Source organism: Streptomyces sp. NPDC033177 (genome assembly GCF_055577715.1).
Window position 1 is genome coordinate 654,648 of record NZ_JBVIPS010000004.1, and the last position, 17,016, is coordinate 671,663.

At 69.3% G+C, this 17,016-nt stretch carries 12 protein-coding genes; 7 read left to right on the plus strand and 5 right to left on the minus strand.

Annotation, left to right across the window (positions count from 1 at the left end; all coding sequences use genetic code 11):
• Positions 1–6: 6 nt before the first annotated feature.
• Positions 7–2,211 (minus strand): BTAD domain-containing putative transcriptional regulator, encoded by a 2,205-nt coding sequence (locus ACZ5U5_RS17995; protein WP_469022387.1) that lies wholly within the window; start codon positions 2,209–2,211, stop codon positions 7–9.
• Positions 2,212–3,068: 857 nt separating this feature from the next.
• Here ACZ5U5_RS17995 and ACZ5U5_RS18000 point away from each other — a divergent pair.
• The 4 genes from ACZ5U5_RS18000 (at position 3,069) to ACZ5U5_RS18015 (ending at position 6,173) form a co-directional block, all read left to right on the plus strand.
• A complete protein-coding gene (locus ACZ5U5_RS18000) occupies positions 3,069–3,479 on the plus strand; it encodes a nuclear transport factor 2 family protein (protein ID WP_469022390.1) in 411 nt (136 codons plus the stop codon).
• Positions 3,480–3,696: 217 nt separating this feature from the next.
• Positions 3,697–5,244: an acyl-CoA carboxylase subunit beta gene (locus ACZ5U5_RS18005; RefSeq protein ID WP_469022392.1), complete on the plus strand. Its 1,548-nt coding sequence runs from the start codon at positions 3,697–3,699 to the stop codon at positions 5,242–5,244.
• Positions 5,245–5,355: 111 nt separating this feature from the next.
• The gene (locus ACZ5U5_RS18010) at positions 5,356–5,556 is read left to right on the plus strand and encodes an acyl-CoA carboxylase epsilon subunit (protein WP_469022395.1); all 201 of its coding nucleotides are present in this window, start codon (positions 5,356–5,358) and stop codon (positions 5,554–5,556) included.
• A 101-nt stretch (positions 5,557–5,657) separates the two neighbouring features.
• A complete protein-coding gene (locus ACZ5U5_RS18015) occupies positions 5,658–6,173 on the plus strand; it encodes a flavin reductase family protein (RefSeq protein WP_469022396.1) in 516 nt (171 codons plus the stop codon).
• A 125-nt stretch (positions 6,174–6,298) separates the two neighbouring features.
• Here the strand turns inward: ACZ5U5_RS18015 and ACZ5U5_RS18020 are convergent, their stop codons facing one another.
• On the minus strand, positions 6,299–7,996 hold the full coding sequence (locus tag ACZ5U5_RS18020) for a DHA2 family efflux MFS transporter permease subunit (RefSeq protein WP_469022397.1): 1,698 nt from the start codon (positions 7,994–7,996) through the stop codon (positions 6,299–6,301).
• Positions 7,997–8,143: 147 nt separating this feature from the next.
• On the opposite strand from ACZ5U5_RS18020, the gene ACZ5U5_RS18025 reads away from it, so the two are divergent.
• Together ACZ5U5_RS18025 and ACZ5U5_RS18030 are read left to right on the plus strand one after the other, a co-directional pair.
• On the plus strand, positions 8,144–8,758 hold the full coding sequence (locus ACZ5U5_RS18025) for a TetR/AcrR family transcriptional regulator (RefSeq protein ID WP_469022400.1): 615 nt from the start codon (positions 8,144–8,146) through the stop codon (positions 8,756–8,758).
• A gap of 794 nt (positions 8,759–9,552) precedes the next feature.
• Positions 9,553–11,475 (plus strand): BTAD domain-containing putative transcriptional regulator, encoded by a 1,923-nt coding sequence (locus ACZ5U5_RS18030; protein WP_469022402.1) that lies wholly within the window; start codon positions 9,553–9,555, stop codon positions 11,473–11,475.
• 182 nt (positions 11,476–11,657) lie between these two features.
• Here the strand turns inward: ACZ5U5_RS18030 and ACZ5U5_RS18035 are convergent, their stop codons facing one another.
• Entirely contained in the window at positions 11,658–11,855 is a 198-nt protein-coding gene (locus ACZ5U5_RS18035) for a hypothetical protein (RefSeq protein WP_469022405.1), read from the minus strand.
• A 130-nt stretch (positions 11,856–11,985) separates the two neighbouring features.
• On the opposite strand from ACZ5U5_RS18035, the gene ACZ5U5_RS18040 reads away from it, so the two are divergent.
• Positions 11,986–12,714: a TetR/AcrR family transcriptional regulator gene (locus ACZ5U5_RS18040; protein WP_469022407.1), complete on the plus strand. Its 729-nt coding sequence runs from the start codon at positions 11,986–11,988 to the stop codon at positions 12,712–12,714.
• Between the two features lie 18 nt (positions 12,715–12,732).
• Here the strand turns inward: ACZ5U5_RS18040 and ACZ5U5_RS18045 are convergent, their stop codons facing one another.
• Entirely contained in the window at positions 12,733–13,482 is a 750-nt protein-coding gene (locus tag ACZ5U5_RS18045; RefSeq protein WP_469022409.1) for a thioesterase II family protein, read from the minus strand.
• Between the two features lie 124 nt (positions 13,483–13,606).
• A partial coding sequence (locus ACZ5U5_RS18050) for a type I polyketide synthase (RefSeq protein ID WP_469022412.1) occupies positions 13,607–17,016 on the minus strand: 3,410 nt, incomplete at its 5' end.

Consider the following 17,016-nt stretch of genomic DNA (forward strand, 5'->3'; position numbering starts at 1 on the left):
AGTCAGTCAGGGTGTGCAGTCGGCGAGACCGGAGAGCGGCCGGTTCGCGGGAGCGGCCGGGGGCTTGGCCGGCATGCGGCAGGACATGCCGGGCGGATCGATGGAGATGGTCGTGAAGTGCGGTGTCCCACCACCCCAGCCCGGACGCCGGTCGAAGAGCTGAGGGCGCGCCGTGGCCACGATGAACAACGGGGCCACGGCCACCTCACCGCTCATCCTGCCGACGAAGTCGAGCAGGGCGTTGTCCGCCTGGTGCAGATCGTCGACGAACATGACGAGGGGGCAGTCCTGCGCGATGCGCTCCAGGGGGTTCTGACCTGACTTCAGTGCCTGCGCCAGATCGATCTCCAGCGTCTCGTTCCCGTACGGATCGAAGAGCGGACTCTTTCGCAAATGGAAAAGGTGAGCACTGCGGTCCGGACGCCGCTCCTGGTCCATGCCGCAGCGTGCCAGGAACCAGGTGGCCGCGGGCTGCCCCATCGAGCGGCGCTCGAACTCCTTGAGCAGCCTGCTCTTCCCTGTGCCGGGTTCTCCGACGATCGTGACCACGTGGGGAGTCTCACGGTGCCGGACACGCTCCAACATGCCCCGCAGGAGGTCGAGTTCGATCTCCCGGTCCACCACACCCGCAGGCAGCGGCAGCTCGGCACGCGAGCGCGACCGGTTGACTTTCCAGGCCTGGGGCGAATCACTGACGGAGACGAAGGTGTGCGCCGAGGCGGTGTGCTGCCGGGTGTTCCCGCAGACCCAGATCTCCCCCGCGGAGGTCCGGGACAACAGGGACTGGCACTCGTCGAGCAGCGCTCCGTCCGCCGACAGCAGGGACTCGGAGCCGTCGGCCTCGTAGCGCAGCAGGGCCTCTCCCGTGGCCACCGCGGCGTGGACCCCTGCCTCGCCGCCGGTACGCCGGGCGGAGCGGTCGAGCGGAGTGACCGTGGGGGCGGTGTGCAACTCGTCCCGGATGGTCAGGGCGGCGCGGACGGCTCGATCGGCATGGTCGTGGCCCTCGCGTCCGGGCCCGAAGACGGCCAGCTGCGTGGACCCTATGGAGCTGATCACCGAACCGCCGAGCTGACCCACGATCTCCCGGATGCGGTCGGCCTGGCGGTCGCGCGCCTCGTCGGTGCTGTTCAGCCGCCCGCCTCCGACGGGCGACCGGAGTCCGGAGCTGAGCAACAGCACGCTCACCGGGCGGCGTTGGCTCGCCGCAGCGGCGGGCTGGCGCGGCACCCGCGTGCGCGTCCTGAAGCCGTGCGTGTCGGAGGTGACGATCCTGCTGTGCTCCGTGTCCTCGTGGACCGTCTTGTCGTGGACCGCGGCCCCCTGCACACCCGGCGGGGCCAGGGCCAGGGCCGGGACCGGGGACGGAGTCAGGGCCGGGGCGTGCTCCTGCGGCGCGCCGGAGTCCGTCCGCACCAGCGCGAGCGCCGGCGACCGGGTCTCTGGCGGCGACAGCTCGCAGTCCTGGGTCAGGATCGCTTGTTGGAGGGATTGCAGCTCGCGCCGCGGTTCCAGGCCGAGGTTCTCGATCAGGGACGCGCGGACCCGGCTGTAGACGCTCAGCGCGTCGGCCTGCCTGCCGCACCGGTAAAGGGCCAGCATCAACTGTCCGCACAGGCGCTCGCGCAGGGGCTGTGCCTCGACCATCGCCTCCAGTGCCCCGAGTGCGGACTGGTGCCGCCCGCAGCGGAGTTCGGCCTCGAAGTAGTCCTCCATGGCACCGAGCCGGGTGCTCTCCGCCGCGTCGAGCTCGGGCCAGTTGATCCCGCTCTCGACGAGATCGGACATGGCCTGGCCCTGCCACAGGGACAGGGCGTCACGGAGGATGACCGCGGCCTGCGCGGGGGAGCCGGACTCCAGGGCGGTACGCCCTTCCTGTATCCGGCGGTGGAAGAGGTGCAGGTCGACCTGGTCGCGCTCAACCTGCATGACGTATCCGGGAGCCTTGGTGAGAAGGAGCCCGTTCTGCCGGCCGGTGCCGTTGGCCGCGAGGGAGCCGCGAAGACCCCATACGGCGTTCTGCAGAATTTTTCGCGCGGTGGTGGGCAGTGTTCCGTCTGTCCACAGCGCGCTGAGGAGTTCGCGGGTGGGGACCACTCGATTGGCGTTCAGGAGCAGATACCCCAGCGTGGCGCGCTGTTTGGTCCCGCCCAGAGGGATGGGTCGGCTGCCGTCGAGGACTTCTAATGGCCCGAGTATTCGAAACCACATGACTGCTCCTCAATTAACTGAATCCGTATCAGCAGACTGGCGTTGCTGTTGAGCATTCGGTGTTGAGCATTCGATTTTCGTGGTCCGGGCCAAAGGCCGGTGGCGGCCCGTGGGTTGTCCCGTCCTTCCGGTTCCGTGCCCCGGCAGGCCGGAGGCGGGGGTGACCGAAGTGTCCGGGCCGGAGGCTCGTGCCGAACCGCGGTGAGGCCCGCGCCCTCGCGATGGGCGGGACCGATGGAGGATCTAAGGGGCGGAGTTACTGATTCCGCAGGGCGCTTGCCGCAGGCTCCCGGCGCCGGTGACGGGCGGAGCGGGCTGCAGGCCGACGAGTGACGCTGAAACGGCTGATGCACAGGCTTGTTGCAAGTGCGGTATCTCCCCATGTGTGTCACCCGCTGCTGCCCGGAGGCAGGAGCGGTACCCCGTGTGTGACGAACACAAGCCCCTCGGCGGTCAACCATTTCGGGCCAGTAGGGGCACTCTAACCATCGTGATGCCCTAAAACAAGTGTGACTAACAGTGCCGACCTGTGGTATCCGGCACTGCTCGAACCTCCGTCCCACGGAGCCCCGTCGGCTGTTCCAGCCGGTCAACGCTGCTTTCGCTCCCCTCTCATTGTCCCGTCTTCGACTGACCATTACCCGGCAATCGCCTTCTCTGCGGCGGGTGTTCGGCGCCTTCCTGGCCTGAAGTGCGGGGGCCCGGCCCGTGTAGCCTCCGATGAGTTCACGTCAGCCCGGAAACCGGGCCGAACGTGGCGATCTTCGGGCCGTCCCGTTTGAACGGTGTGCCAAAGCCCCGTCGCAGAGCCGGAGCCCGGCCCTCTCTCGTCAACCACCCCAACACCGGGAGCAGTTATGACGTTCACTGACGCGAAGAGCGTTGTCCTCGCGTATCTCAAGGCCATTGACGAGCGGGACCCGGACGCCATTCAGGCGACCCTGTGGGAGGACGCCGAATTCCGCATTCCCGGTGATCACCCTCTCGCCGGTAACTGGGTCGGTCTGGACGAGATCCTCAACAAGTTCATGCTGCCGCTGATGGACCTGTTCTCCACGGAGGTCCCGTACACCATCGAGATCTCGCAGGTCATAGCCGAGGGCGACACGGTCGTGCTCGACTGCGTGGCCCGTGCCGCGGCCCGCTCCGGCGAGCCCTACGAGGCGAACATCGTCTCGGTGTTCTCCATCCAGGACGGCCGGATCAAGGCCATGCGCGAGTTCTTCGACACGCAGTACTTCGTGCGGACGCTCCTGGGCACCGACTGAGCGGGCCCGCCTGAACGGGGCCCGGGGAGGCCGAGTTACCGCCGTGTGAGCGCGCCCGCCTAGCGTCGAAGACCACTCCGCGCGGCATGACGCGCCCTCGAAACCCGCTGGGCGGGTGTGCCGCGGGTCATCCCGGGCGGTCATCGCGGCGTCGCTTCCACCCTATTGAGGCGATCGCCGCGGTGGCCGTTCCCCGGCCGAGAGGCGGCTATCGGTAGTGACACGCAATCAGGTCTCCGAACTGCACGAGATCCGTGCGCAGGCGCTGGCCGGACCCAGCGACAAGGCGACCGAGGCACAGCATGCGAAGGGCAAGCTGACCGCACGTGAGCGGATCGAGCTGCTTGTGGACGCGGGGTCGTTCCAGGAGGTCGAGCAGTTGCGCCGGCACCGGGCGACCGGGTTCGGCCTGGAGGCGAAGAGGCCGTACACCGACGGTGTCATCACCGGCTGGGGCACGGTCGAGGGCCGGACGGTCTTCGTGTACGCCCACGACTTCCGTATCTTCGGCGGGGCGCTCGGGGAGGCCCACGCGACGAAGATCCACAAGATCATGGACATGGCCATCGCGGCCGGTGCCCCGCTGGTTTCCCTGAACGACGGCGCCGGTGCTCGTATCCAGGAGGGTGTCTCCGCGCTTGCTGGCTATGGCGGCATCTTCCAGCGCAACACCAAGGCGTCGGGGGTCATCCCGCAGATCAGCGTGATGCTGGGCCCGTGTGCCGGGGGAGCGGCCTACAGCCCCGCCCTGACCGACTTCGTGTTCATGGTCCGCGAGACCTCGCAGATGTTCATCACCGGTCCGGACGTGGTCCGCGCGGTGACCGGCGAGGAGATCACGCAGAACGGCCTGGGCGGCGCCGACGTCCACGCCGAGACGAGCGGTGTCTGCCACTTCGCGTACGACGACGAGGAGACGTGCCTTGCGGAGGTGCGCTACCTCATTGCGATGCTGCCCTCCAACAACCGCGAGAACCCGCCCGCCCACGAGTCGGACGACCCGGCCGACCGCCGCTCGGACGTCCTTTTGGACCTGGTGCCCGCGGACGGCAACCGCCCGTACGACATGGCCAGGGTCATCGAGGAACTCGTCGACGACGGTGACTTCCTGGAGGTCCATGAGCGCTGGGCGCGCAACATCATCTGCGCCCTGGCGCGCCTGGACGGCAAGGTGGTGGGCATCGTCGCCAACCAGCCGCAGTCCCTGGCCGGGGTGCTGGACATCGAGGCCTCCGAGAAGGCGGCCCGCTTCGTCCAGATGTGCGACGCCTTCAACATCCCGATCGTGACCCTCCTGGACGTCCCGGGCTTCCTGCCGGGCGTCGACCAGGAACACGGCGGGATCATCCGGCACGGCGCCAAGCTCCTGTACGCGTACTGCAACGCCACCGTGCCGCGGATCTCGCTGATCCTGCGCAAGGCCTACGGCGGCGCCTACATCGTGATGGACTCCCAGTCCATCGGCGCCGATCTGACCTACGCCTGGCCGACCAACGAGATCGCGGTGATGGGTGCCGAGGGCGCGGCCAACGTCATCTTCCGGCGGCGGATCGCGGCGGCCGAGGACCCCGAGGCCATGCGGCAGAAGATGGTCAAGGAGTACAAGGCCGAGCTCATGCATCCCTACTACGCCGCCGAGCGCGGCCTGGTCGACGACGTCATCGACCCCGCCGCCACGCGTGAGGTGCTGAGCAGCTCCCTCGCGATGCTGCGTACGAAGCACGCGGACCTGCCGTCGCGCAAACACGGCAACCCCCCGCAGTAACCAGGCGGTCATCAGTCGCACATGTACCGCCACACATGTGCTGCCACCAACGTTTCCCGGCACGGACACGTCCCGGCACCAACCCCCTCACACGACAGAGGACCCTCTTTCATGACCACTTCCCAAGCCCACAACGTGCTGCGTGTCGAGAAGGGGCACGCGGAACCCGAGGAACTCGCGGCCATCGCCGTGCTCCTGCTGGCCCGTTCGGCCGCCCCCGCCCCGACTGCGCCGCGCAACGCGCGCTCCAGGGCCGGCTGGCGCCGGCTGGAGCGCGAGCCGGGCTTCCGCGCCCCGCACAGCTGGCGCTGACCACGCCTGCCGCCGAGCCGCGCCGCCCCATTTGACGATGACTGGCTCTCCAGGTCCGGATGCCAGGGTCTGCCAGAGGATGACTCGACCGGGAGGTCAGCATGGGCACGACTTCGCCCACCCGCCGTCACGTAGACGTAGAGACGCCTGTCAGTGCGGCGGCACTCCGCAGTGTGCTGCGCGAGGTTCCGACGTCGGTCACCGTGGTCACGGCGACAACAGGGGGCAGGCCGGCCGGGCTGACCGTGGGGTCGTTCGTGTCGGTGTCCCTTGATCCGCCGCTGATCGGGATCTTCGTCGACGAGAAGTCCTCCAGCTGGCCGGAGATGCGGAACTCGGACACCTTCACGGTCAACGTCCTGGCGGGCGACCAGCAGGAGCTGTGCACACGGTTCGCGACCAGCGGCGGGGACAAGTTCGCCGGACTGCCGTTGCAGAAGTCCCCGTTGGGCAACCCCCTCTTGCCCGGCATCGCCGCGTGGATCGACTGCCGGGTCGAGGAGATCCGCAAACTGGGAGACCACCACTTCGCCCTGGCCCGGGTCGTCGACCTGGCGACAACAGCGGCCACCACATCCATAGTCTTCCACCGCGGCGCCCTGCACGCCCTCCCGTAGAACCGAGCCCCGAATCGGGTATCTGCTCGTAGCGCATGACTCATGCCCCCCGGCTGGCGAACTGAGTGCCGGGGGGCATGAGTCGTGGAGCTGGGCAGGCGGGCATCGCCCTGACGGCCGTTGTGTCAGCGGCCCGCCCTCGTGGGCACCGGAGCCTGCTGCGGCTCGGCGGGGCGGGGGCCCTCCTCCGCGGGCCGCTGTGGCTCGGCGGATTTGCGGGGCATGAGCAGGGCGACGATCAGGGCGCCGGTGCCGAGCGTGATCGCGCCGATCAGGCTTGTCTGGGACACCGCGTCGGAGAAGGCGGATCCGACCGCGTCGGCCATTTGCTTCGAGCCCTGCGTGATTTCCGCAGCCTGCTGCTTGAGCTGGGCGGCCTCGGCGGGCGACCCGGCTTGTGCGGCCTGCTCGGTCAGTTGCTGCGCCTTGTCCTGGAAGGACTGCGCCACCGCGTTGCCCGCGCCCACCGAGTCCTTCGCGGCCTCAAGGGCCTCCGGTGGCACCTTGCTGCCCTCGGTCTCGTCGGTGAGGTTGGCCGCGTAGGAGGAGGCGAGCGCCGAGCCGAGCACGGCGATGCCGAGCGAGCCGCCGAGTTCCAGCGAGGTGTCGTTCACGGCGCCGCCGACGCCGAGCTCCGACTCCGGGAAGGCACCCATGATCGTGTCCGTGCAGGGGGAGACGGCGAGGCCCAGGGAGAGGCCGAGCAGGGCGAGCGGGGCCACGAAGCCGGAGTACGTGGAGCTCCCGTCGGTGCCGATGAGCAGCGCCAGGGCCGTCGTACCGCCCACCATGCCCACCGTGACCATGATGCGCGCGCCGAGGCGTGGGGTCAGGGCGCCGGTGGTCGCGGCGCCCAGGAAGACGCCGAAGGCCAGCGGCAGCATGCGGATGCCGGTCTCCAGCGGGTCGTACTCCAGGACGAACTGGAAGTGCTGCGTGAGGTAGTAGAAGACGCCGAACACGGCGAGGAAGAAGACCGCGATGGCGAGGTTCGCGCCGGCGAAAGCGCGCTCGGCGAACTTGCGCACGTCGAGGATCGGCCGGGGGTGGCGCAGCTCCCACCAGACGAACAGGAGCAGGCCGAGCGCGGCGATCGCCGCGGCGGTGAACGCCGATGCGCCCCAGCCGAAGTGGGGTCCGTCGATGATCATGTAGATCAGGGCGCCGGACCAGATCACCGAGAGCACGCCCCCGCCGTAGTCGATCCGGCCGCGGTCGCCGGCCCTGGACGGCGGGACCAGGACATAGGCCGCAAGGACCGCGATGACGCACACGGGGACATTGATCAGGAAGGTGGACTCCCAGCCGTTGTCCTTGAGGAGCACACCGGCGATCAGCGGCCCGGCGGCGATGGAGAGACCCGAGGTGGCCGCCCAGATGGTGATGGCCTTGGCCCGCTCCTCGCGCGGGAATGTCGCCGCGAGCAGCGACAGCGTCGCGGGCATGATCATGGCGGCGCCGAAGCCCATGATCGCGCGGACGACGATGACCTGGGCGGAGGTGTCGGCGAAGGTACCGGCCACGCCGCCCGCGGCCATGATGAGCAGCCCGAGCACGAGCGAGCCGCGGCGGCCGTACTTGTCGCCGATCGCGCCGAGCAGCAGCATCAGGGCGGCATACGGAACGGTGTACGCGTCGATGACCCACTGCAGGTCGGAGCTGGACAGATCGAGATCGCGGGTCATGGCCGGTGCTGCAACCGTCAGGGCGGTGTTCGCCATGACCGAGATCATCAGACTCAGGCAGAGCACCAGCAGCGCCCACCAGCGACGGGCATACGGTCCGTTCATCCGTTCGACCGGCTTGTTGACGATTAACGGCATGGGTCCCCCTCCGTTCTTGGTTCCGGCTCTGCGGCCGACCTCGCGGCAGGTGCGCCGACGGGCGGCAGGAGCAGAGCGGCGCAACAGCAAGTTGCACACACATGTGCAATGTAGCGGTACTTGCACATGCCTGTACAACTAGGAGGCATGAACCCACACGCGTCGAGCCTCAGAGCCGAAGCCAACCGCCGCCACATCCTCGACGTCGGCCTCACCGAACTGCTCCGCGCCCCGGATGCCTCCATGAATCAGATCGCCCTCGCGGCGGGCGTGGCGCGGCGCACCGTGTACGGGCACTTCCCCAGCCGTGAGGCGCTGGTCGCCGCCATCATCGGCGAGGCCGTCGAGGCGGTGGAGCAGGCCCACGCCACGGGCCGCGAGGGCGTCGCCGACCCCGCCGAGGCGCTTGCCCGATCCCTCCTCGCCGTCTGGGAGGTCGTCGACCGATACCGCCTGCTGCTCTCCCTCGCCCAGCAGAGCCTGACGATGAAGGGCATCCGCGACCGCCTGGGCGCCGTCCATGAGGCCGGCACCGGACTCATTCAACGCGCCCTGGAAGAAGGGACGTTCCATTCGCCCCTCCCCGCGGAAGGGTTGCGTTATGTCCTGGAAGGAGTGCTGTTCTCCGTGATGGAGGCCACCAACAGCGGGCACGTGCCGCCCGAAGAGGCGGGCCGGGCCACCACGGTCACCCTGCTGTGTGCAGCGGGTATGCCGTACGACCGCGCCGCCGAATTGGTGGCCAGAATTCTGGACCGGTGAGTCCCGTGCCGCGGGGCGCCGCCACGCCGCGCCGCGGCATCATCGTACTGCCCTGGGGGCGAATTCCCGACGCTCCCCGAAGAATACCTCTGCGTGAATTTCTGGTAACTCGGAATTAAAGGCCCGAACCCTCTGCGTTAATTACGTACAGCTGCAATGCAAGGGTCATGGGGGAATGGACGGGCCGGGGTAACGGGGCGCTCATCGGGCACCCACCGTCCACTCATCGCGCGGTCTTCGGGCGACCGATCCGGACGCGGTCGATGGCCGCCTTGGCGTCCGGCATGCATGGTCAGACGCAGAATGGCAGCTGAGGCGCTTCCGGAACGTCATAATCCACAATTTTTCAGTCAAGCGGCACACGCTATTAGTCTTGTTTCAGCCCCTCACCACCTTTAGATTGCCGTGTAAGTCGTTCGCGGCGCATATCGGCCGATTACGGGCCACCGACGAAGCCCTCACCGTCGCAGCATCACGCTGTCGTGGGAAGAGCAACTGAATCCGTACGTATCTCAGGCAAACGGGGAGTCCTGATGTGGTTTCGTATGCTTGGCCCTCTGGAAGTCATCAAGGACGGGCGATCCATAGCCCTGGGCGGCACCAAACAGCGCGCCACCCTGGCTTACTTGCTGCTGAATGCGAATCGCGTGGTCCCTACCTCCGAACTTCTTAATGCCTTGTGGACGGAAGGGGACGCTCCGACGACGGCGCGTAAAATTCTGCAAAACTCCGTCTGGGGCCTCCGTCGGGCATTCTCCGCCCACGACGACACCGGGTACTGGTCCGGAACCCTGATGACGAAGACACCCGGATACATGATCCGGGTCGACCCCGAGCAGATCGATCTCCACGTGTTCCACCAGCAGATCGACGCAGGCCGGGCCGCCCTGCACGCGGGGCACCCCGAGAAGGCGGCAAGCACCCTCAAGGGCGCGCTGGACCTCTGGCACGGCCAGGCCCTCACCGACCTCGCGGAAGCCGGAATCTGCTGGCCCCAGCTCACCGCCGCGGCCAACACACGGCTCGACACGGTCGAGGACTACTTCGAGGCTGAACTGCAGTGCGGACACCACCAGTCGGCGCTCGGCGCACTGGAGTCGATGGTCGAGTCGGAGCCGCTGCGCGAGCGCATGTGCGGCCAGCTCATGCTGGCGCTCTACCGCTGCGGCCGGCAGGCCGACGCCCTCGATGTCTACAGCCGCCTGCGGGCCTCGCTGATCGACAACCTGGGCCTGGAACCCCGGCGCGAACTCCAGTCACTGCAGCAGGCCATCTTGAACCACGACACCGGGCTCACTCTGCCCGGGCCCGCCGTGCCCGCCACGAGTGCCGAGGCGGCCGAAGGCGTACGCGCCGACACCGGCGTGGTTCCGATCGCGGCGGACCGCGGTCCCGGTGCGCCGGGGGCGAGCATGCCCGAGCCGGTGTACTTCATGGAGCAAGCATCCGAGATACCGGCCCCTGCGCGGGCCGCGACACCTTCGCGCCCCGAGACGCCTCCGCGGCCCGCCCCTCCGCAGCCGACGCCTCCCTCGCCCACGTCGCCGGTGCCGGCGGCATCAACGACATCGACCGGCAAGCGCCGTGTCGTAAGCGTGCTGCTCCTGCGGCTGGACTTCGGTCCCGCGCCGGACGACTCACCGGCAGGCGGGACCGACGCTCTGCGCGATGCCATGGCCGACCGCGTCCGCAGCCTCGTCACCGCGTTCGACGGCATGGTCATCGGCTCGCTCGGCTCCACCCACCTCGCGCTCTTCGACGCGCTGGACTCCGGCGGCAACCACGCATGGTCCGCCGTACGCGCCGCGATGGCGATCCGGGACGAACTCCACGCGCAGGGCCCCCCCGTGCCCTTCCCCCGACCGGTCGGGGGACAGCATGGTCCGACGCTCCACGCCGCGGTGGCGACCGGAGAGGCACGCGTGCGCTACGGCGGGCACGGGGGCGCCCCGGCCGGGTGGTCCGCCGACGGGGAACCGCTGGAGGAGAGCCAGTTCCTGCTGCGCCATGCCGAGCCCGGTGAGGTGCTGGTCTGCGGGAAGACGCGGCAGCTGACGGCCTCCGCCGTGTACTACGACAGCGCGGGCGACATCGCCCACGCGTGGAAGGCCAAGGAGGAACGCCCGCGTTTCCCCGGAGCCCAACTCGGCCCCGCCGACCGTGAGGTGGAACTCGACGTCCTGCACGGCTTGTGGCACCGGGTGCGCCATCACGGCACGCCTCACGTCGTCACCATCCTCGGCGGCCCCAACACCGGCAAGAGCCAGCTGCTCGAGGAGTTCGAGCGCCGCATCCTGGACCAGGCGATCCCGCCCCGGTTCCTCTCGTACTCACTGCCCTGCCAGGGGCAGGAGCGGTCGTACGGGAGGGAGAACCGCGTGGCCGAGCTGGCGGGCCTTCTCGGCCCGGAGGCGTCGTCCGGCGGCTCGGCGGAACCGCGCCCGGTGGTGATAGCCATCGACGACCTGCACCTGACCGACGAAACACTCCTGGACTACGTGGGCAACGTATGCAGCGGGACAGCCAGCGGACCGGTGTTCGTCGTGACGACGGCACGGCCGGAACTGTTCCGCAGGCGACCGGCCTGGGGCGGCGGCATGTCGCTCACCACGTCCCTCTCCCTGGACCCGCCGGCCTTGTGCCTCAGGAATGTCCTGCGGGATGTGCACCTCGGCGCATCCGACGCGCCGGGCCGCGGCAGCAGCCGCGGCGACTGACTGTCTCCGCCGGCACCGCCGGAAGCGCCTGATCCCATAAGCGCCTGCGAGCACAGGGCGGTTGAGGGCGGACGAGGAGACCACCAAGGCGCCGCGCCGGTGCGCGGGTTGATGGGCGCGCAGCCGCACGGGGGAACGACTGCGCGCCCGGCTCTCGGGGTGGCGCCGTGACGAGGCCCGGGTCAGCGCTGCCGCGCCTCGTGCAGAGCTCCCTGGCTTACGGCGTTTCCGGCCACGGCCGTGTCCAACACGTCGATCAGGCGGGCGATCTGAGCGTTCCGCAGGGAAAGCGCGCGCGAGACGCCCCAGATGCTTCCCGCGACGAGGACGAGAGCTGTCGCCGCGAACCGCCAGTCCCCAAAACTTCGCTGCATCGTCATCCCCCGCGCCTTGACCTATGGACAGTACGAGTTCTACTCAGTAACATTCTAACCACTGACTTAACTTACGAGCTATAACAAACCATAGGCTAACTATCATGTCAATGGCTACGACTGCGAGGACGAAGCGATGGGCCAGCAAACGTCAAGTCCCTGGGTGAAACGGCGCCGGCAGGCCACACTTCTTGAAATTCGTACTACAGCACGTCAGTTGCTGCGCAAGCATGGCCCCACCGGAGTGACGGTCAACGCCGTGGCCCGCGAGATGGGCATGAGCGGACCGGCTGTATACCGCTATTACGTCAGCCATGACGCCCTTGTCGAAGCGATCATTACGGACTTTTATCAGGAACTCACCTCGACGATGCTGGCGGCGCGGGACGCCTGCTCCCCCGAACACCCCGGCAGACGGCTGCTGATGACATGCCGGGCGATGCGCGCCTGGGCCATCGACCATCCCAGTGAGTTCAGCTGGATGTTCGCCAGTCCCGTGATGTCGGCGGGTAAACCGGACGAGGAGTCTCCCCGGCAGCAGGCCGGGCAGCAGTTCGAGAGCGTCTTCCTCGACCAGCTCGCGGACGTATGGAAGCAAGCGCCGTATCCGGTGCCTGCCTTTGACGACCTGTCACCGTCCATCCAGGTGCAGATGACCGAGTACTCGGCCCGGACGAGGACCGCGCTCCCGCCCGAGGCCCTGCATCTGTTCCTGTCGAGCTGGATCAAGCTCTATGGCCTGCTGTGCATGGAGATCCTCCGCCAGCTCGACTTCGCCTACAGCGACCTCGAGCCGGTTTTCGAGGAGACCCTGTACGAGCTGTGCACCATGCACAACCTGACGTACGAGCCCCCGGCCAAGTAGCGGCGGCGGCAGGCCGGATCAGGAAGCGAGCAGCGTCTCGCGTACCGCTGCCGCGACCTGCTGGACCTGGTCCTGGAGATAGAAGTGGCCGCCGGGGAAGACGCGCGTCTCGGTGGGAGCCGACGTGAGACCCTGCCACTGCGCCGCCTCTTCCGGCGAGACGATCGGGTCCGCCTTCCCGGTCAGCACCGTGACCGGGCAGTCCAGCGAGGCGCCCGGGGTCATGCTGTATGTCGCCAGGGCCCGGTAGTCGGCCCGCACCGCCGGCATGATCATCGAGACCAGTTCGGGGTCGCCCAGGACGTCCTTGCCGACGCCCCCGAGGCGGTGCAGTTCGGTCAGCAACTCCTTGTCCCCGGACAGCAGGTCGCCGGGGCGCGGCCCCGCCGACGGAGCGGCACGACCGGAGACGAACAGACGCGTGAGGTCTTTCGACGGCTGTCCCGCGCGCAGCAACAGGGCCGCTTCGAAGGCCACGAGCGCACCCATGCTGTGACCGAAGAACGCGCACGGACGCCCGTCCGACAGCAGCGTGCCCAGCTCCTCGTGGACAGCCGCGGCCATCCGGTAAATGTCCTCGACCGGCTGCTCCCTGTGACGGTCCTGACGGCCCGGGTACTGCACCCCCAGCACCTCGACATCGGGCGCCAGTGCCCGCGCGAGCCCCGCGAAGAAGGTGCTGGCGCCGCCCGCGTGCGGGAAGCACACCATGCGGATGTCCCCGGGGCCTGTCGCCCCCATCCGTCGTATCCAGTGGCTGCTGCCCATGGTCGAGGCCCTCCCTGCGTAGTGGTGTTGATGTGCGGGGGCGGGGGGGGGGGGGGGGGGGGGGGGGGGGAAACCCCCCCCCCCCCCCCCCCCCCCCCCCCCCCCCCCCCCCGCCGATGCGTGGCTACTCGGCCCCGTCGATCAGCGCGAAGAGCTCCTCGTCGCTGGCGGAGTCGAGGTCATCGGTGGAATCGAGGTCCTCGTCGACGCCGGACCCGGTCAGCTCCAGGAGCCGCTGCAACTGCTCGGTGATCTGGCGCCGCAGCGCGTCGTCGTCGCCGACACCCCGGACGCCCTCCTCAAGACTGCCCAGGGTGGTGAGCAGGGCATGGGGCGCGGGGGTGTGCTGGTCGGTGAGTTGCCCGTCGAGGAGCCGGGCGAGCGCGTCGACGGAGGGGTAGTCGAAGACGACGGTGTTGGCCAGGCGCAGTCCGCTCAGCGCGTTCAGCCGGTTGCGCAGTTCGACGGCGTTGAGGGAGTCGAATCCCAGCTCCTGGAAGGCGCGGTCCGTCTCGATCTCCCGCGGATCCTCATGGCCCAGAATCCCGGCCACCACACCGCGCACCAGGTCGGTAAGGACCCGCTCACGCTCGTCCGGGGACAGGCCCGCGAGCCGTGTGCTCAAAGACTCGGCTTCCCCTCCGGCCTCGCCGCCGGCCGCAGGCCGCCGCTTGCGCGACGCGGGCACGAGGCCCTGCAGCAGCGCGGGTACGTCGTCGCCCCGGGCACGCAGGGCGCGGGTGTCGATGCCGGTCAGTGCGAGGACCGGTTCGTCTGCCGTCAGGGCCGCGTCGAACAGGCCCATCGCTTCGGCGGACGGCAGTGCCCGCAGTCCCATGCGGTTGAGTCGTCGCAGGTCGACTTCGCCGAGTTCGCCGCTGATGCCGCTGGATTCCTCCCACAGGCCCCACACCATGGATACGGCGGGCAGGTCTTGGGCGCGTCGCAGGGCGGCGAGGCCGTCCAGGAACGCGTTGCCCGCCGCGTAGTTGGCCTGGCCCGCTGTGCCGAGGAGTCCGGCCAGGGAGGAGTAGAGGACGAAGGCCTTCAGGTCGTGCTCGCGGGTGAGTTCGTGCAGGTTCCAGGCGCCGTCGACCTTGGGCCGAAGGACTCGCTCCAACTGCTCCTGGCTCATCTCGGACAGTACGCCGTCCTCGGCGACGCCTGCCGTGTGCACCACACCCGTCAGCGGGTGGTCCGCGGGTATGCGGGCCAGGATGTCGGCGAGCGCGGCGCGGTCGGCGACGTCACACGCGGCGATCGTCACGCGTGCGCCGAGTGCTTCCAGCCCGGCACGCAACTCCGGGGCCCCGGCGGAGGCTTCGCCACTGCGGCTGAGCAGGAGCAGTGATCGCACCCCGTGCTCGTGTACGAGGTGGCGGGCCGCGATCGCGCCCAGGGTGCCGGTCGCGCCGCTGACCAGGACCGTGCCCTCGCCCCAGTCCGGACCCACGCCGGTACCGCTGGCGGCGGCACGCACCAGGCGCGGTGCCAGCAACTGCCCCCCACGTACGGCGACTTGCGCGAGCCCGGCCCTCGCGATGGCACGCAAAAGCCCCGCGGCGGCCTCATCGGATCCGGCCCCGGCCGCACTTTCCTCCAGGTCCGCCAGAACGATCCGGCCCGGGTGCTCCGACTGTGCCGACCGCAACAGCCCCCATACGGAGGCACCCGCGAGGTCCGCGATCCCCTCGCCCTTGACCGCACCCAGCGCACCGCGCGTCACCACGACCAGCCGCGAGTCCTCGAACCGGGCATCACCCAGCCAGGCCCGCACCCACTCCAGAACCCCGCCCACGACACCGCGCACCCCACCGGCGACATCCGCGGCGGCAGTGGAGCGGCCCGGTACCAGCGGTGCGAAGACCACGGCGGGTACAGGCACTTCGCCCTGGTCCACGGCCGAGACGAGGGCCGCGACATCGGCGTACACCATCGCGTCCGGCAGCGATCCCCCGAGCGGATTCTCCGTGTCGTCGCCCAGGACGGCCCAGCCGCCGGTCGGCTCGTCGGCCGTTGCGGGCTCGAACGCCTCCCACTTCATGACGAACTGGTTGTCGCCGCGCGTTCCGCTCGCCTCGGCCAGGGCCTCCTTCGACACCGGGCGCAGCGCAAGCGACTCCACCGACGCGACCAGCGCGCCGGTCTCGTCGACCGCGGTCAGCGAGACCTCCGATACGGCGGCGCCGGGATCCGGCAGCGAGAGCCGGACGCGCAGCGAAGCGGAGTTCGCGCCGTACACAGTCACACCGCCCCAGGCGAACGGCAGCTGCGACTGATCGTCCCGCGTGACGATGCCGGGCAGCAGCGCGTGCAGCGCCGCGTCGAGCAGCGCGGGGTGCACCACGTATCGGGGCGCGTCCGCGCGGCAGCCTTCCGGAAGGAGGATCTCGGCGTACACCTCACCGTCGCCCCGCCACACGCGGCGCATCCCCTGGAACGCGGGACCGTACGCGTAACCCTGCTCGATCAGCCGCTCATAGACGCCGTCGAGCGGCACTTCCGTGGCACCTTCGGGCGGCCACACCGCGAGACCGGCGGCGGCCGCGAAGGCCTCGGCTCCGGCCGCGGCGTCCCTCGTCCCGAGCGTTCCTTCGGCGTGCACGTTCCAGGTGCGGTCCAGGTCGCCGTCCGCATCGGCGGGACGGGAAAAGATGCTGATCTCGCGCCGGCCGGCGCCGGTGTCGTCAGGTGTGCCCACGCGTACGGACACCTGGATCCCGTCGTGCTCCGGCAGCACCATCGGCGAGACGAGGCGCAGTTCCTCGACCCGGTCGCAGCCGACCTCGTCGGCCGCGCGGGCGGCGAGTTCGAGAAGGCCCGTACCCGGCACGAGAACCATGTCGTGGATGGTGTGGTCGCTGATCCAGGGGTGAGTCCGCGCGGAGAGGTGTCCGGTGAGGACGACCTCGTCGGTGCCGGCCAGGGCGAGGGCGGCACCGAGCATCGGGTGGTCGATGTTCTCGAGGCCGAGCGCGGCCGGGTCCGCGGGGGAGGCCGACTCCTCCAGCCAGTAGCGCTGACGCTGGAAGGGGTAGGTGGGCAGGGCGACGCGTCGGGCCGCGGGCAGGACTTTCCGCCAGTCGATGCGGACACCGCGGGTGTGGAGCTGACCCAGGAGCAGGGCGAGAGTGGTGGGTTCGTCCTGCTTGCGGCGCAGGGCAGGCGTCACCACACCGGCATCGCCTTCCGCCCCGGAGGCGATCATGGCGCTGAGGACGCCATCGGGGCCGATCTCCACGAAGTCGGCCACACCCTCTTTACGCAGGGCTTGTACGGCGTCGTGGAAGCGGACGGTGCCGCGCAGTTGGCTGACCCAGTAGTCGGGGGAGGTCAGTTGGCCGGGGGTGGCGAGGGTGCCGGTGACGGTGGAGACGAGGGGGATGGCCGGGTCGTGGAGGTCGAGGCCGGCTGCGGCCTGCCGGAATTCGTCGAGGATGGTGTCCATGTGGGGGGAGTGGAAGGCGTGGCTGACGCGGAGGCGTGAGGTGCGCAGGCCGCGTTCGCGCCACTGCTGGGTCAGCTGGTTGAGGG

Coding starts and splice junctions, on each gene's coding strand:
- ACZ5U5_RS17995 (WP_469022387.1), bottom strand. CDS start 2,211: ATGTGGTTTCGAATACTCGGGCCATTAGAAGTCCTCGACGGCAGCCGA.
- ACZ5U5_RS18000 (WP_469022390.1), top strand. CDS start 3,069: ATGACGTTCACTGACGCGAAGAGCGTTGTCCTCGCGTATCTCAAGGCC.
- ACZ5U5_RS18010 (WP_469022395.1), top strand. CDS start 5,356: ATGACCACTTCCCAAGCCCACAACGTGCTGCGTGTCGAGAAGGGGCAC.
- ACZ5U5_RS18015 (WP_469022396.1), top strand. CDS start 5,658: ATGGGCACGACTTCGCCCACCCGCCGTCACGTAGACGTAGAGACGCCT.
- ACZ5U5_RS18020 (WP_469022397.1), bottom strand. CDS start 7,996: ATGCCGTTAATCGTCAACAAGCCGGTCGAACGGATGAACGGACCGTAT.
- ACZ5U5_RS18025 (WP_469022400.1), top strand. CDS start 8,144: ATGAACCCACACGCGTCGAGCCTCAGAGCCGAAGCCAACCGCCGCCAC.
- ACZ5U5_RS18030 (WP_469022402.1), top strand. CDS start 9,553: ATGACGAAGACACCCGGATACATGATCCGGGTCGACCCCGAGCAGATC.
- ACZ5U5_RS18035 (WP_469022405.1), bottom strand. CDS start 11,855: ATGACGATGCAGCGAAGTTTTGGGGACTGGCGGTTCGCGGCGACAGCT.
- ACZ5U5_RS18040 (WP_469022407.1), top strand. CDS start 11,986: ATGGGCCAGCAAACGTCAAGTCCCTGGGTGAAACGGCGCCGGCAGGCC.
- ACZ5U5_RS18045 (WP_469022409.1), bottom strand. CDS start 13,482: ATGGGCAGCAGCCACTGGATACGACGGATGGGGGCGACAGGCCCCGGG.